Source organism: Mycolicibacterium neworleansense, from assembly GCF_001245615.1.
Taxonomy (GTDB): Bacteria; Actinomycetota; Actinomycetes; order Mycobacteriales; family Mycobacteriaceae; genus Mycobacterium; species Mycobacterium neworleansense.
In genome coordinates this window covers 479,009-493,433 of the sequence record NZ_CWKH01000003.1, presented here as the reverse complement: position 1 = coordinate 493,433, position 14,425 = coordinate 479,009, and the positions used below count along the sequence as shown (strand labels likewise).

The 14,425-nt window shown below is 68.3% G+C and carries 14 protein-coding genes; 5 read left to right on the top strand and 9 right to left on the bottom strand.

From position 1 onward, the window contains the following. Positions 1 to 29 precede the first annotated feature (29 nt). Both BN2156_RS26890 and BN2156_RS26885 read left to right on the top strand, forming a co-directional pair. Entirely contained in the window at positions 30 to 719 is a 690-nt protein-coding gene (locus tag BN2156_RS26890; RefSeq protein ID WP_090518006.1) for a DUF5642 family protein, read from the top strand. 47 nt (positions 720 to 766) lie between these two features. Further along, positions 767 to 1,441, top strand: coding sequence for a DUF5642 family protein (locus BN2156_RS26885; RefSeq protein ID WP_090518005.1), 675 nt, complete (start codon positions 767 to 769; stop codon positions 1,439 to 1,441). A gap of 4 nt (positions 1,442 to 1,445) precedes the next feature. On the opposite strand, the gene BN2156_RS26880 is transcribed toward BN2156_RS26885, so the two are convergent. Both BN2156_RS26880 and soxR read right to left on the bottom strand, forming a co-directional pair. Beyond that, positions 1,446 to 2,042, bottom strand: a complete 597-nt coding sequence (locus tag BN2156_RS26880; protein WP_090518004.1) for an alpha-ketoglutarate-dependent dioxygenase AlkB — start codon at positions 2,040 to 2,042, stop codon at positions 1,446 to 1,448. Positions 2,043 to 2,075: 33 nt separating this feature from the next. Next, on the bottom strand, positions 2,076 to 2,507 hold the full coding sequence (gene soxR / locus BN2156_RS26875) for a redox-sensitive transcriptional activator SoxR (RefSeq protein WP_090518003.1): 432 nt from the start codon (positions 2,505 to 2,507) through the stop codon (positions 2,076 to 2,078). 33 nt (positions 2,508 to 2,540) lie between these two features. Between soxR and arcA the strand changes: the two genes are divergently transcribed. Beyond that, positions 2,541 to 3,749, top strand: a complete 1,209-nt coding sequence (gene arcA, locus BN2156_RS26870) for an arginine deiminase (protein WP_090518002.1) — start codon at positions 2,541 to 2,543, stop codon at positions 3,747 to 3,749. 53 nt (positions 3,750 to 3,802) lie between these two features. On the opposite strand, the gene BN2156_RS26865 is transcribed toward arcA, so the two are convergent. Both BN2156_RS26865 and BN2156_RS26860 read right to left on the bottom strand, forming a co-directional pair. After that, positions 3,803 to 4,642, bottom strand: a complete 840-nt coding sequence (locus BN2156_RS26865; protein ID WP_090518001.1) for a type IV toxin-antitoxin system AbiEi family antitoxin — start codon at positions 4,640 to 4,642, stop codon at positions 3,803 to 3,805. 131 nt (positions 4,643 to 4,773) lie between these two features. After that, the gene (locus BN2156_RS26860; RefSeq protein ID WP_090518000.1) at positions 4,774 to 6,324 is read right to left on the bottom strand and encodes a dolichyl-phosphate-mannose--protein mannosyltransferase; all 1,551 of its coding nucleotides are present in this window, start codon (positions 6,322 to 6,324) and stop codon (positions 4,774 to 4,776) included. Positions 6,325 to 6,348: 24 nt separating this feature from the next. Here BN2156_RS26860 and rsmI point away from each other — a divergent pair, with 24 nt between their 5' ends. Beyond that, positions 6,349 to 7,185 carry a 16S rRNA (cytidine(1402)-2'-O)-methyltransferase gene (rsmI, locus tag BN2156_RS26855; RefSeq protein ID WP_090517999.1) on the top strand — a complete coding sequence of 279 codons (837 nt, stop codon included), beginning with the start codon at positions 6,349 to 6,351 and terminating at the stop codon, positions 7,183 to 7,185. Here the strand turns inward: rsmI and BN2156_RS26850 are convergent. The 5 genes from BN2156_RS26850 to metG all read right to left on the bottom strand — a co-directional run bounded on the left by BN2156_RS26850 (position 7,155) and on the right by metG (position 13,529). Next, positions 7,155 to 8,387, bottom strand: coding sequence for an aminodeoxychorismate synthase component I (locus BN2156_RS26850; protein WP_090517998.1), 1,233 nt, complete (start codon positions 8,385 to 8,387; stop codon positions 7,155 to 7,157). The two genes, rsmI and BN2156_RS26850, sit on opposite strands and share 31 nt — an antisense overlap. Before the next feature lie 20 nt (positions 8,388 to 8,407). Next, positions 8,408 to 9,349, bottom strand: a complete 942-nt coding sequence (locus tag BN2156_RS26845) for an RNA polymerase sigma-70 factor (RefSeq protein WP_090517997.1) — start codon at positions 9,347 to 9,349, stop codon at positions 8,408 to 8,410. After that, positions 9,346 to 10,533, bottom strand: a complete 1,188-nt coding sequence (locus BN2156_RS26840) for an NAD(P)/FAD-dependent oxidoreductase (RefSeq protein ID WP_090517996.1) — start codon at positions 10,531 to 10,533, stop codon at positions 9,346 to 9,348. The genes BN2156_RS26845 and BN2156_RS26840 overlap by 4 nt, the downstream gene beginning before the upstream one ends. Before the next feature lie 97 nt (positions 10,534 to 10,630). After that, the gene (gene gdhA, locus BN2156_RS26835) at positions 10,631 to 11,980 is read right to left on the bottom strand and encodes an NADP-specific glutamate dehydrogenase (protein WP_090517995.1); all 1,350 of its coding nucleotides are present in this window, start codon (positions 11,978 to 11,980) and stop codon (positions 10,631 to 10,633) included. Between the two features lies 1 nt (position 11,981). Further along, entirely contained in the window at positions 11,982 to 13,529 is a 1,548-nt protein-coding gene (metG, locus tag BN2156_RS26830; RefSeq protein ID WP_090517994.1) for a methionine--tRNA ligase, read from the bottom strand. Positions 13,530 to 13,553: 24 nt separating this feature from the next. Here metG and BN2156_RS26825 point away from each other — a divergent pair, with 24 nt between their 5' ends. Further along, positions 13,554 to 14,408: a TatD family hydrolase gene (locus tag BN2156_RS26825; protein ID WP_090517993.1), complete on the top strand. Its 855-nt coding sequence runs from the start codon at positions 13,554 to 13,556 to the stop codon at positions 14,406 to 14,408. Positions 14,409 to 14,425 lie beyond the last annotated feature (17 nt).

Genomic DNA, 14,425 nt, shown 5'->3' with positions numbered 1-14,425 from the left:
GCAAACCTGGGCTGTGGTATCAAAACGCCGTGCGCGTTTACGCCGTTGCGGCGGCCCTGCCCGTGTGCGCCCTGGCCTGCATGGTGGCCTGCGGTCCGCGGCCGGCACCGGAACCGGCGCCCGGCCCGTCCGGCCCGGTGCCCACCGGCAATGCCGGAGCGCTCAACCCGGCCCGTATCGACCGGGTGAGCCACGATCTGCCGGCCGGTTACGAGGTGGTGGACATCGACCCCCGCGCGACCCCGGTATCACTGTGGGGGTTCGGACCGGACTGGACGGCCGAGCCCGCGCAGTGTGCGGTGTCGGCCGCCCCCGAAACCGAACCCGCCCGGGGCTGGTCGGCATCGGGACCCGGCGGCATCGTGTACGCCGCTTTCGCGAAGCTCGCGGACGCGCCCGCCGAACCCGGCCCAGACACGGCGTGTGACCAATGGAGGGTGTCGGGCGGGCACTCCGTCGGGACCGTGACCCCGGTACCGGCCCCGACGATCGAAGGCGCGGTGACCGCGGGTATGTCCACCGCGGTGACCACCACCGTCGAAGGCGGGACCGAAACCCGGTCCCACGCCGACACGTTCACCGCCGATCTGAACTCGGACGCCGGCCGGTACCACCTGTTCATCACCGTCGTCACCGATCCCGGATCGCCCGATCCCGCGCTCGACCCGGCGTTCACCGGTGAACTGCTGGTGAAAACGGTTTCGGCGTTACGCGGCTGAGCCGGCCCGCCCGGACATGTTGACGAGCCCAGGTATGTTAACCAGCGATGGAGAACCGCAACGTCTTACTCGCCACCGCCGGCGTTCTTGCCTGCGTCACCGGATTGGTCGCCTGCGGTCAATCCGACCAGTCGGATTCCGCGCACGCGGACATCGCCAACGTCGCCAAGGTGCGCTCCAGCTTCGGCCCGGAGTTCAAGGTCACCGACGTCGCCCCGACCGGGATCGACCCGAAAATGCTGACGCCACAGAAGATGCCGCCCGGGGTGAAGGTCGACCCCGCCGATTGCGCGAAGTTCGCCGAGGGCCAGTCGCTGCCGGAGGGGCTCAAGGGCAACATGGCCGCCACCTCGGCCGAGGGCGCGGGCAACCGGTTCATCGTGCTGGCCGTGGAGACGTCTGAGCCGGTGCAATTGAACGACCCGGGCGACGCGTGCAAGCAGGTGAAGTTCCTCGGCCCCGGCATCCGCGGTCAGGTGGACGTCGTCGAGGCCCCGCAGATCGACGGGGCGCACACGAACGGAACGCACCGCATCATCCAGACCACGATGGGCGGCCAGGCGCGCACCGGAGAGCTGTACAACTACGTCGCCAGTTTCGACACGTTCATGGTGATCGTCACCGCCAACCCGTTGGTGGTGCCGGGCAAACCGGTGGCGAAGGTGGACGACAAGCGGGCCCGCGAATTGCTCAGCACCGCGGTCGCCAGCGTCCGGGGCTAGAGCCTCAGCGCACGTCGTGCGGGCGGAACTGGATGCTGATGCGCGGCCCGACCAGGCTGGTGGTCTTCGGTATCGAATGTTCCCAGGTGCGCTGACACGATCCGCCCATCACCAACAGGTCTCCGTGGCGGTGCTGTAGCCGCAGGGCGTGACCGCCGCCGCGTGGGCGCAACGCGAAAACCCGTGTCGCGCCGAGTCCGACGATCGCCACCATCGTGTCGTCGGTGCGGCTGCGGCCGATGGTGTCGCCGTGCCAGGCCACGCTGTCGTTGCCGTCGCGGTACAGGCACAGTCCCGCGGTGGTGAACGGTTCCCCGAGCTCACCGCCGAAGGTGTCGTTGAGCCTGCGACGGATCTGCTTGAGCCGGGGGTGCGGTACCGGTTCGTTGATCAGGTCGTGGAAGCTGACCAGCCGCGGCACGGCCACCACGCGGTCATACATCTCGCGTTCCTCGGACCGCCAGGGGACCCCGTCCATCAACTCCTCGAACAGCGAGTCGGCATCGGGCAACCAGCCCGAGCGCAGTTCAACCCAGGCGCCGTTGCCGAGGCGACGACGTTCCGCGTGCTCGAACAGTGAGCCTTGCAACGCCAGCTCCATGCGCGCGAGTGTATCGCACAAGCGTTCGATTGTTTAGAGGCGGGACGCACCCGGGCCGCGTTCGGCCAGGACGTCGCCGGGGTTGGTCAACTGGCACGTCTTGAGGCTCAGGCAGCCACAGCCGATGCAGCCGGTCAGGTTGTCGCGCAACCGTTGTAGGTGCACGATCCGGTCGTCGAGGTCCTGGCGCCAACCCGCCGAGAGCCGGGCCCAGTCCTTACTGGTCGGAACCCGGTCGTCGGGCAGGCTCGACAGCGCTTCGCGGATGCGGGCCAGCGGTATGCCCAGGCGTTGCGACATCCGGATGAACGCCACCCGGCGCAGGGTCTCGCGCGCGTAGCGGCGCTGGTTGCCCGAGGTGCGGCGGCTGGCGATCAAGCCCTCGCGCTCATAGAAGTGCAGTGCGGACACCGCCACGCCGCTGCGCAGCGACATCTCGCCAGGAGTTAACTCGTGCGTCTCCATACACCTCAACCATAGTTGAGTTAACGTCATTGCGTGGAGACTGCGGCGTTCGGTTCCAACTCTGAGGTCGGCACCCTGCGCGCCGTCATCCTGCACCGGCCGGGCCCGGAACTGCAACGGCTGACGCCACGCAACAACGACGCCCTGCTGTTCGACGGCCTGCCGTGGGTGGCCAAGGCGCAACGCGAGCACGACGCCTTCGCGGCGGTGCTGCGCTCACGCGGCGTCGAGGTGTTGCTGCTCGCCGATCTGCTGACCGAGGCACTGGCCCACAGCGGCGCCGCGCGCATGCACGGGATCTCCGCTGCCGTCGACGCGCGGCGCCTGGGTGTGCCACTGGCCCAGGAACTTTCGGCTCACCTGCGTGGCCTGGCGCCGGCCGACCTGGCGCACATCCTGATGGCCGGCATGACCTTCAACGAGGTGCCGTTCCACGGTGCCGAACTGTCACTGGTGCGGCTCATGCATCACGGCGGCGATTTCGTGATCGAGCCGCTGCCCAATCTGCTGTTCACCCGGGATTCGTCGTTCTGGATCGGCCCACGCGTTGCGATCACCTCCCTAGCCCTGCCGGCCCGGGTGCGCGAGACGTCGCTGACCGACCTGATCTACGCGCACCATCCGCGGTTCCTCGGCGTCCGGCGGGCCTACGAGTCGCGTTCGGCACCGGTCGAGGGCGGTGACGTGTTGCTGCTCGGGCCCGGTGTGGTGGCGGTCGGCGTGGGGGAGCGGACCACACCGGCCGGTGCCGAAGCGCTGGCGCGCAGCCTGTTCGACGACGACCTGGCCCACACGGTGCTGGCGGTGCCGATCCGCCAGGAGCGGGCCCAGATGCACCTGGACACGGTATGCACCATGGTCGACGTCGATGCGGTGGTGATGTACCCGAACATCGTGGACTCGTTGTCGGCGTTCACCATTCACCGGACCGAGGCCGGCATCCGGATCGATGACGAAGTGCCTTTCGTGCAGGCCGCCGCCGATGCGATGGCGATCGAGCAACTACGGGTGATCGACACCGGGCTCGATCCGGTGACCGCCGAACGCGAGCAATGGGACGACGGCAACAACACCCTGGCCCTGGCGCCCGGCGTGGTGGTGGCCTATGAGCGCAACTCCGAAACCAATGCCCGACTGGCCGATTCAGGTATCGAAGTGTTGCCGATCGAGGCGTCGGAACTCGGCACGGGCCGTGGCGGCCCACGCTGTATGTCGTGCCCGGCGGCGCGGGACCTGCTCTAGATCCTTGGCGTTTGCCCGTTGAGATTGCGTACAGGGCTGTGGTCCGGGCGATTTCACGACCTTGTGCGCAATTTCAACGCCTCGCGCACGCGATGCAGGATGAATGCCTTGCGGTGTTCGGCCACCACGTGAATATCGATCCATCCTTGTCGCGCGATCAACTCGTTGCGGCCGATGTCATGCACATACCGCGGGCGGTCGGTGGCATGGTGTTTTCCGTCGTAGTCGGCGCCGACCATCGGCTCGTCGTAGCCCATGTCGATGAAGGCTTCGTTGAATCCGTCGGTAACCCGGATCTGGGTGCGTGGCCGCGGCAATCCACCGTCGATGAGAACCAGGCGCAGCCACGTTTCTCTCGGAGATTGGGCACCGCCGTCCATCAGGTCGAGTGCGACTCCTGCCCGACGCAGCCCCCGGGCTCTCGGATAGCGTTCGGCGAGGAGCAGGGCGTCGGCTGCCTTGACGTCAGTGGCTCGTGCCAGCGCGTCGAGGTTCTCAACAGCCAGGTCCCGGGGCAGATGGCGCGCCAGGTCCAGGGCTGTCCGCTGGGGTGTCGTCACTGGCAGGCCGGCTATGACAGTGATCTCGTCGGGGTCGATCCGCTCGTTCCGGACGACGATGCCATCCGGTGGGCGGCCATTGCGCCAGAGCATTTCTATCGGTGCGCCGTCGGCCACCCACAGCGCGCCATGCAATGCCGCAGCCGCCCGGCCGGCGATCACGCCGTTGCGGCCTGACCACAGCCAGGCGCCGATAGTCCTGCCTGACAGGGAAAGCGGTCCTGACTTCGACACATAGATATCTGGAAATATCGACCGGTAATTCCACCTCAACTGGCTGCGCGTCAGGGCGCCGCGCCTGAGCATCTCGCTGCCGATGAAGACGTCTGCCATGCCGTGATGCTGGGACGCGAGACCGACAAAACGTGCCGTCATTCCTGAGATTGCGTACAGGGCTGTGGATAACTCAAAATCACAGCCCTCAACGCAATCTCAACGCCGGGCCGGCACGCCGGCGGCGACCCCTAGCGCCAACTCGGCAGCCAGATCTCCAGATTCCACGTCGACTGTGAAATCGGGATACCCGTCAAGATCGGGTACAGCCACGCGAAATTCGCGATCACCAGCGCCACGTAGAAGCACACCACCAGCAGACCCAGCGTGCGCCGTTCGGGGTTCTGCCGGGGTTGGTAGAGGATGTCGCCGAGGATCAGCGCGATCGCCAGCACCAGGAACGGCGCCATCACGGTGGCGTAGAAGAAGTACATCTGCCGGTCGATGTCGAAGAACCAGGGCAGGAAGCCGGCCGAGTAGCCCACCAGCACCACGCCGTAGCGCCAGTCGCGTCGCACGACGGCCCGCCACAGCGCCCAGCCGAGCACCGGCACGGCGATGAACCACATCGCCGGAGTGCCCACCAGCATCACGGCTTTCACACACGACTGGGCGCCGCAGCCGGCCACGTCGTGGTTGTCGATCGCATAGAGCACCGGCCGCAACGACATCGGCCAGGTCCACGGTTTCGATTCCCACGGGTGGTGGTTGCCGTCGGCGTTGGTCAGCCCGGCGTGGAATCGGTAAGCGGCATAGGTGTAGTGCCAAAGTGAGCGCAGGGCGTCGGGCATCGGGATGATGCTGTTCTCGCCGATCGACTGGCCGACCTCATGACGGTCGACACCCGTTTCGGAGGCGAACCACGGCCCGTACGACGCCAGATAGATCGCGAACGGGATGAACCCGAACACGTACGCGGCCGGACCCACATCGCGACGCAGCATGCCGCGCCACGGAGCGGGCACGTGGTACTGCTTGCGCGCGATCGCGTCGAGCACGAGGGTCATGACGCCGAAGAACGCCACGAAGTACAGCCCCGACCACTTGGTGGCGCAGGCCAGACCGAGCAGCACCCCGGCACCGAACCGCCACCACCGCACCCCGAGCCGGGGCCCCCACGGCGTCTCGGCGATCCGGCCTTCCATGAACGCGATGTGCATGCGCTGACGGACGTCGTCGCGGTCGACCATCAGGCAGGCGAACGCCGCGACCACGAACACCACCAGGAACACGTCCAGCAGCGCCGTGCGCGCCGAGACGAAGCTGACCCCGTCGGCGATCAGCAGCAGCCCTGCGATCCCGCCGACGAGGGTGGAGCGGCTGAGCCGGCGCGCGATCCGGACCACCAGCATCACGATCAGTACGCCGCACACGGCCCCGGAGAACCGCCAGCCCAGCCCGTTGTAGCCGAACAGCGCCTCGCCGATCGAGATCAGTTGCTTGCCCACCGGCGGATGCACCACGAGCCCGTAGCCCGGGTTGTCCTCGACGCCGTGGTTGTACAGCATCTGCCAGGCCTGCGGCGCGTAGTGCTTCTCGTCGAAGACCGGCGTGCCTGCATCGGTCGGCGAGCCCAGGTTCAGGAACCGGCTTATCGCGGCCAGCGCGGTGATGATCGCCGTCATCATCCACCCCTGCAGCCGGTCCGTCGGCCCGAAATCGGGGGCCGGGATCAGCGGCGCCGGGCTGATCAACGGGACCGAGCGACCAGCCGTCGGCGTTTCGGTGGCGGTGGCGGTCACGCAAGCGATCGTAGGCTGTCCGTCGTGACACCCGGCAAACTACTGATCGGCGCCACGCCGCTGGGCCGGCCCGACGATGCGTCGGCGCGACTGGTCGAGGCGCTGCGGACGGCCGACATCGTGGCGGCTGAAGACACCCGGCGGGTGCGTGCCCTGGCCCAGTCGCTGGGGGTGCAGCCGGCCGGGCGGATTCTGAGCTTCTTCGACCAGAACGAGGCGAGCCGGGTGCCCGGCCTGGTCGAGGAGATCACGGCGGGCGCGACGGTACTCGTGGTCAGCGACGCCGGCATGCCCTTGATCAACGACCCCGGCTACCGCCTGGTGGCGGCCTGCGCCGAGGCCGACCTGCCGGTGTCCTGCCTGCCCGGCCCGAGCGCGGTGACGACGGCGCTGGCGGTGTCCGGGCTGGCCTCGGACCGGTTCTGTTTCGAGGGCTTCGCCCCGCGCAAACACGCCGCCCGGCTGGCCTGGCTGCAGACCCTGGCCGCCGAACCGCGCACCAGTGTGTTCTTCGAATCCCCGCGCCGCCTGGCCGAGACCCTGCGCGACGCCGTCGAGGTGCTGGGCCCGGCCCGGCGCGCCGTGGTATGCCGCGAGCTGACGAAGACACATGAGGAGATCCGGCGCGGCAGCCTGGCCGAGCTCGCGGAGTGGGCCGCCGACGGCGTGCTGGGGGAGATCACCGTGGTGCTGGCCGGCGGCACCCCGACCGTCGAACTGCCGGATCTGGTGGCCGAGGTGGAGGACCTGGTGGCCGACGGGGCCCGGGTGAAGGACGCCTGCGCCGAGGTGATCGCCGCTCATCCGGGGGCACCGTCACGGCGCGAGCTCTACGACGCGGTGCTGCGCGCCCGGGGCTGAACGATCGAGGCGGCCTTGTGCAGGCATTCCTCCCATTCCGCGTCGACGTCCGAATCGGCGGTGATGCCGCCGCCCACGCCCAGAACCGCCGAGCCGTCGGCGGCGAACTCCACGGTGCGGATCGCCACATTCAGCTCGCAGCCTGCCACTGGTGAGGCCAGACCCACTGTGCCGCAATACACTCCGCGTCGTGCGGGCTCCCACTGCCGCAACAGTTGACGGGCCCGCCGCTTGGGGGTGCCGGTCACCGAGGCCGGCGGGAACGTGGCGTCCAGCAGCGCGCTCATCGGCAGCTGCGCGGGCACCTCGGCGGTGACTGTGGAGACCAGGTGCCAGACTCCGGGCGCCGGATGGACTGCGAGCAGTTCGGGCACCGTGACGCTGCCGGTGGTCGCCACCCGTCCCAGATCGTTGCGCACCAGGTCGACGATCATGATGTTCTCGGCGACATCTTTGACCGAGGCCAGCAGTGCCAGCGGATCGGCCGTGCGGGGCAGTGTGCCCTTGATCGGGCTGGAGGTAACCGCGGTGCCGGCCCGGCGCAGGAACAGCTCCGGTGACAGCGAGGCCACCGCCCCCCAGTCCCCGGCCAGGTAGGCGGCCCGCGACGGTGCGGTCCGGGCTGTCGCCTCGGTGAAGAAATCGATCGACCGGCCGTCGATGTGGCCGGTGAACCTGGTGCACACACAGGCCTGATACACCTCGCCCGCCGCGATGGCCTCCAGGCAGGCCAGCACGCCGCGGCGGTGGTCGTCGCGGTCGGGGGCCGCCCAGCTCAGGGTGTAGCCGTGCGGTTCGGCCGGCTCCAGTGCACGCAACCAGGCGGGAAGTGCTGCACCGCTGAGGCTTTCGAACCACCAGATGCCGTCGGTGTCCTGGCGCAGTACGCAATCGGACCAGCCGCCGGCTGCCACCGGGATGCGCGGCGGTGAGCCGTCGGCACCCGGGTCCGGGTAGCAGAGGTAGCCGAACCATCCGCCGCCCACGCTGCCGGTCGGTCCCGAGGCGTCCTGCGCCACGTCGAAGGCGGTTTCAGGCGCAACGGGGGCCACCGACACCGAGGGGGCGATCACCGCGCGGGAGGAGTACCAGTCGCCGATCAATGCGGCCGGCGGCGCCAGGCCCGCGGCCCGGGCGGCCGTGGCGACCCCGCGCAGTACCGCCGGGGCATCGCCCAGGGCGCCGAGCCGCTCGATCCGCATGCCATCAGCGTGGCAGAAAGCTATCGGCTGATCACCCGCGGGATGTCGACGCCGATCAGCTTGTCCGGATTGCGCATCGCGTAGAAGTTGGTGATCTTGCCGTCGATGACCTCGATGGTGAACACCCCTTCCATTCCGGCGTCGCTGCGGATCATCACCGCGGGTTCGCCGTTGCACGTGACGCGCTCGAACGCGAGCCCTGGCACCCGGTCGCCCGCGCGGAACAGGCCGATGAGCATCGTGGCGACCTTCTGGGCGCCCACGACAGGCCGGCGGGCCGCGCTGGCCTTGCCGCCGCTGTCGGCGGTGTACACCGCGTCCGGTGCCAACAACGCCAGCAGCCCGTCCATGTCGCCGGTGGCCGCGGCGGTCATGAACTCCTCGGTGACCCGGTTGGACTCGGCGAGGTCGACGGGCTCGAACCGTTTGCGTCGTGCTTGCACGTGCTGGCGTGCCCGATGAGCCATCTGACGTACCGCGCTCGCCGATTTGTCGATGGCCGTGGCGATCTCGTCGTGGCTGAACCCGAACACCTCGCGCAGCACGAACACGGCACGCTCATCGGGTGTCAGGGTCTCGAGCACCACCATCATGGCCATCGAAACCGATTCGGCCAGAACCACATCCGCTGAGGGATCACCCGTACCGGCGATGTCGCCGGCCAGCACCAGGGGCTCGGGCAGCCAGGGGCCCACGTATTCCTCCCGGCGCCGCGACTGGGCCCGGAGGGCATTGAGCGCCTGGCGGGTGACGAGCTGGGCCAGGAACGCCTTGGTATCGCGCACCGTGTCCAGATCGACCTCGGCCCAGCGCAGGTAACTCTCCTGCAGCACGTCGTCGGATTCCGTTGCCGCACCGAGTATCTCGTACGCGATGGTGAACAGCAACGGTCGCAGCAGCGTGAACCGTTCGGCGTGTTCGTTCGAGTTCGAGGTCGAGTTACCTGCGCCGGCGGTGCTCATCGGACCAGTGTCCCCTGCTGTGCCTCAGCGAGCTGGCGCGCCCGGTTGTCACCCTTGAACCAGAAGTACGACCCCGGCTTCACGCCCTCCTTGCGCAGGAACGTGATGGTCGCGCGGCACACCTGCTCCTTGAAGAACGCGGCGGTCCGCCCGCCGATGAAGACCCGGCGCGGGCTGTCGTCGGAGTGGCAGAGCTGCACGGTGCCGTAGGTCCGGCCGACGCTGATGCACTGCCCGGCGAAGGCTTGGTTGAGCGGCTTGGGTGCGGTGCCCGCGATCCGGGCCAGCACGGTGTTGGCGGCCTGGACGCCCATCGGCCCTGCCGCCTGGCAGCTCATCCGCAGCGGAATTCCCGACGGTGAGGCCGCGTCGCCGGCCGCCACGATGCGCGCGTCGTCGATGCTGGTCAGCGTCTCGTCGGTGAGCAGCCGGCCCAGCTCGTCGGTGCGCAGCCCGCTGGCCGCGGCCAGTCCGGGCACCCCGAAGCCGGTGGTCCACACCGTCACCGCGCTGGGCAGCCGGTTGCCGTCGGCCAGAGTTATGGCGTCGGGCTCGACCCCGGTCACCAGGATCTCGGGTCCGTCGATGATCGAGACACCGAGCTTGGTCAGCGCCTTGACGACCGAGCGACGGCCCGCGGCGCCCAGTGACGCGCCCACCACATCGGTCACCAGGGTGACGTTGCGGCCGGCCTCGGCCAGCTCGCCGGCGGCCTCGATGCCGGTCAGGCCACCGCCGACCACGACGATGGGTGCCGACATCGGCACATCCTGCAGCCGGGCCCGAAGACGCTGCGCCTGTTCGAATTCTGAAAGCGGGTAAGCGAATTCGGTGGCACCGGGCACCGAGGCGGGTACTCCGGAGGTGCTGCCGACGGCGTAGACCAGGTAGTCGTAATCGAGCACCTCGCCGGAGGTCAGCTGCACCTGGCGGATGTCGGCGTCGATGTGATCGGCGCCGTCGACCAGCAGCCGCACTCCGTCACCAAGCAGCGTGTCGTACGGCTCGGTGGCGTCGTCACCACCGACGGCCAGCTGGTGCAGCCGGATCCGCTCGACGAACTCTGGCCGCGGATTGACCAGCGTGACAGCCACTCCCGGGGTGCCCTGCAGGCGGTTGGCCGCCAGCACCCCGGCATAGCCTCCGCCGATCACGATCACTCGGGTGTTCTGCGCCGCGCTCATGGTGTCTCCTCTCAAAAGGCTTGTGCCCTCAAGACACCGCGCACCCCGCGTTTGTGACAGACCTCCGCGGTTATGTGACCTACATCACCCGAAGTGGTCAGACCAGGCCCAGGGCCAGCATCGCGTCGGCCACCCGGATGAAGCCCGCGATGTTGGCGCCGGCCGCGTAGTTGCCCGGCTGGCCGTACTCGTCGGCGGTGGTCAGGCACCGGTCGTGGATGCGTCGCATTATCTCGGCCAGCCGCGCCTCGGTGTCGTCGAAGTTCCACGAGTCCCGAGAGGCGTTCTGCTGCATCTCCAGCGCACTGGTGGCCACGCCACCGGCGTTGGCGGCCTTGCCGGGGGCGAACTTCACCCCGGCATCCTCGAAGAACTTCACCGCCTCGGGCGTACAGGGCATGTTGGCGCCCTCGGCCACGATCTGGCAGCCGGATTTGATCAGCATGGTGGCGTCGACGCCGGAGACCTCGTTCTGCGTGGCGCAGGGCAGCGCGATGTCGCACGGCACCTCCCACACGCTGCGGCCGGTCACGACCTCGGCGGCACCGCCGCGGGCCTCGGCATAGTCCTCGACGCGGCCCCGCCGCAGCTCCTTGATCTCCTTGAGCAGGTCGAGGTCGATGCCCTTGTCGTCGCGCACGTAGCCGCTCGAGTCCGAACAGGCCACGACGGTGCCGCCCAGCGCGTGCACCTTCTCGATCGCGTAGATCGCCACGTTGCCCGAACCGGACACCACCACCTGCTTGCCCTCGAAGGACTGCCCGCCGGACCGCAGGATCTCGTCGACGAAGAACACCGTGCCGTATCCGGTGGCCTCGGTGCGGACCTGCGATCCGCCCCAGGTGAGTCCTTTACCGGTGAGCACACCGGATTCGTAGCGGTTGGTGATCCGCTTGTATTGGCCGAACAGGTAACCGATCTCGCGCATGCCGACACCGATGTCGCCGGCCGGCACATCGGTGTACTCACCGATGTGCCGGTACAGCTCGGTCATGAAGGACTGGCAGAACCGCATGATCTCGGCATCGGAGCGGCCCTTGGGGTCGAAGTCCGATCCGCCCTTGCCGCCACCGATCGGCAGGCCGGTCAGCGAGTTCTTGAAGATCTGCTCGAAGCCGAGGAACTTCACGATGCCGAGGTACACCGACGGGTGGAAACGCAGCCCGCCCTTGAACGGTCCCAGCGCCGAGTTGAACTCGACGCGGAAGCCCCGGTTGATCTGCGAGGCACCCGAATCGTCCTGCCACGGCACCCGGAAGATGATCTGACGCTCGGGCTCGCACAGCCGCCGGATGATGGCGCCGTCGGCGTATTCGGGATGCTTGGCCACCACGGGGCCGAGGCTGGTCAGTACCTCGTAGACGGCTTGGTGGAACTCGCGCTCGCCGGCGTTGCGCTGCCCTACTTCTTCGTAGATCGCCTGCAGTTTTTCGTGTAGTCCAGCCATGTCAGTCCATCTGGTAGCGGGGGAAAACCCCCGTCGGAGCGGGCAATTCGGTACCGGGCTTGATCCGGGTACCGATCGAGCCGAAGTCGCGTGCGTCGGTCGGCTGGCCGAGCAGGTCGAGCAGCTTGGCCGTCGAGTCCGGCATCACCGGCTGCGTGAGCAGCGTTGCAATGCGCAACACTTCGAGCGTCGTGTAGAGCACCGTACCGAATCGCCGTTGGTCGGCTGGATCCTCCGACTTGCGCAGCACCCACGGCTCCTGGGCGGAGAAGTAGCGGTTCGCCGCGCCCAGCACCGACCAGACCGCTTCCAGTGCGAGGTGCATCGCCGGCACGTCGTAGTGCGCGCGCACCTGCTCCAGCAGGGCATCGGCCGCGCTCAGCAGGGCCGTGTCGTCGTCGGTGAAGGTGCCCGGGTCCGGCACCACGCCGTCGAGGTTCTTGGCCACCATCGACAGCGAGCGCTGCGCCAGGTTGCCCAGCTCGTTGGCCAGGTCGGCGTTGATCCGGCCGATGATGGCTTCCTCGCTGTAGCTGCCGTCCTGGCCGAAGGACACCTCGCGCAGGAAGAAGTAGCGCACCTGGTCGAGTCCGAAGGTGTCGACGAGCGCGATCGGATCGACCACGTTGCCGACCGACTTGCTCATCTTCTCGCCCTTGACGTTGATGAAGCCGTGCGCGAAAACCCGTTCCGGCAGCGCGATCCCGGCCGACATCAGGAACGCCGGCCAGTACACGCTGTGGAACCGGATGATGTCCTTGCCGATCATGTGCAGCTTGGCCGGCCAGTACTTGCCGAACGACTCCGATGACGTGTCCGGGAATCCCACGCCGGTCAGATAGTTGGTCAGCGCGTCCACCCACACGTACATCACGTGGTCGGGGTGGTCGGGCACCGGCACGCCCCAGTCGAACGTGGTCCGCGAGATCGACAGATCCTTCAGCCCGCCGGAGACGAAGCTGACGATCTCGTTGCGGCGCACATCGGGGCCGATGAATTCGGGGTGCGCCTGGTAGTGGGCCAGCAGCCGCTCGGCGTAGGCCGACAACCGGAAGAAGTAGGTCTGCTCCTCGGTCCAGGTGACCGGGGTTCCCGTCTCGATCGCGGTGCGGGTGCCGTCGGGCCCTTCGGCGGTCTCGTCCTCGGCGAAGAAGCGCTCGTCGCGCACCGAGTACCAGCCGGCGTAGGTGCCCAGGTAGATGTCCCCGGCCTCGAACATGGCTCGCCAGATCTCCTTGGACGCCTCATAGTGGTCGGCGTCGGAGGTGCGGATGAACCGGTCGAAGGAGATGTTGAGCTTCTCCTGCAGGCCCTGGAAGACGTCGGAGTTGCGGTTGGCCAGCTCCGCGGCCGAGATGCCCTCGGCCGCGGCCGTCTCGGCCATCTTCTGGCCGTGGACGTCGGTACCGGTCAGGTAGCGCACGTCGAAGCCGTCCAGTCGCTTGAACCGGGCGATCGCATCGGTGGCGATGTACTCGTAGGCGTGCCCGATGTGCGGCGCACCGTTGGGATAGGCGATGGCCGTAGTTATGTAGAAAGGCTCACTCATTTGTTCCCACCTTATGGTGTTGCGGTGGGTTCGAAACGCACAGCCAGGGAGAAGCCGCCGGCCCCGGAGCCGTTGGCTCCGCTGGTCGACGCACATACCCACCTCGACGCCTGCGGTGCGCAGACCGCTGAGGACGTCCGCGCGATCGTGGACCGCGCGGCCGCCGTCGGGGTGGGCCAGGTGGTCACCATCGCCGATGACCTGGACTCGGCGCGCTGGGTGACGACGGCCGTCGAGGCCGATGAGCGGGTGTTCGGGGCGGTGGCACTGCATCCCACTCGCGCCAATGTGCTCGACGACGCGGCCCGGGCCGAACTCGAGCGGCTGGCCGCCCATCCGCGCGTGGTGGCGGTCGGGGAGACCGGGCTGGACCTGTACTGGCCGGGCCGGCTGGACGGCTGCGCGACGCCGGCCGAGCAGCGCGAGGGTTTCGCCTGGCACATCGACCTGGCCAAGCGCACCGGCAAGCCGCTGATGATCCACAACCGCGACGCCGACGCCGAGGTTCTCGACGTGCTGCGCGCCGAAGGAGCACCCGAGACAGTGATCTTCCACTGTTTTTCCTCGGGACCGGAGATGGCCCACACCTGCGTCGAGGCCGGCTGGGTGTTGAGCCTCTCGGGCACGGTCAGCTTCAAAAACGCCGCTGAGCTGCGTGAAGCCGCACGGTTGATCCCGCCCGGCCAGCTGTTGGTCGAGACCGACGCGCCGTTTCTGACCCCGCACCCGTTCCGCGGCGCACCGAATGAGCCGTACTGCCTCCCATACACTGTGCGGGCACTCGCAGAGTTGCTGGACCGGCCCGCCGAAGAGGTCGCGTCCGAGACCGCAGCCACTGCGGCGCGGGTGTACGGACTTAACGGGAGCGGCCGGGCGTAGTTGCCGGGTGTGCGCCT

Coding starts and splice junctions, on each gene's coding strand:
- BN2156_RS26885 (WP_090518005.1), top strand. CDS start 767: ATGGAGAACCGCAACGTCTTACTCGCCACCGCCGGCGTTCTTGCCTGC.
- BN2156_RS26880 (WP_090518004.1), bottom strand. CDS start 2,042: ATGGAGCTGGCGTTGCAAGGCTCACTGTTCGAGCACGCGGAACGTCGT.
- soxR (WP_090518003.1), bottom strand. CDS start 2,507: ATGGAGACGCACGAGTTAACTCCTGGCGAGATGTCGCTGCGCAGCGGC.
- BN2156_RS26865 (WP_090518001.1), bottom strand. CDS start 4,642: ATGGCAGACGTCTTCATCGGCAGCGAGATGCTCAGGCGCGGCGCCCTG.
- BN2156_RS26850 (WP_090517998.1), bottom strand. CDS start 8,387: ATGCGGATCGAGCGGCTCGGCGCCCTGGGCGATGCCCCGGCGGTACTG.
- BN2156_RS26845 (WP_090517997.1), bottom strand. CDS start 9,349: ATGAGCACCGCCGGCGCAGGTAACTCGACCTCGAACTCGAACGAACAC.
- BN2156_RS26840 (WP_090517996.1), bottom strand. CDS start 10,533: ATGAGCGCGGCGCAGAACACCCGAGTGATCGTGATCGGCGGAGGCTAT.
- gdhA (WP_090517995.1), bottom strand. CDS start 11,980: ATGGCTGGACTACACGAAAAACTGCAGGCGATCTACGAAGAAGTAGGG.
- metG (WP_090517994.1), bottom strand. CDS start 13,529: ATGAGTGAGCCTTTCTACATAACTACGGCCATCGCCTATCCCAACGGT.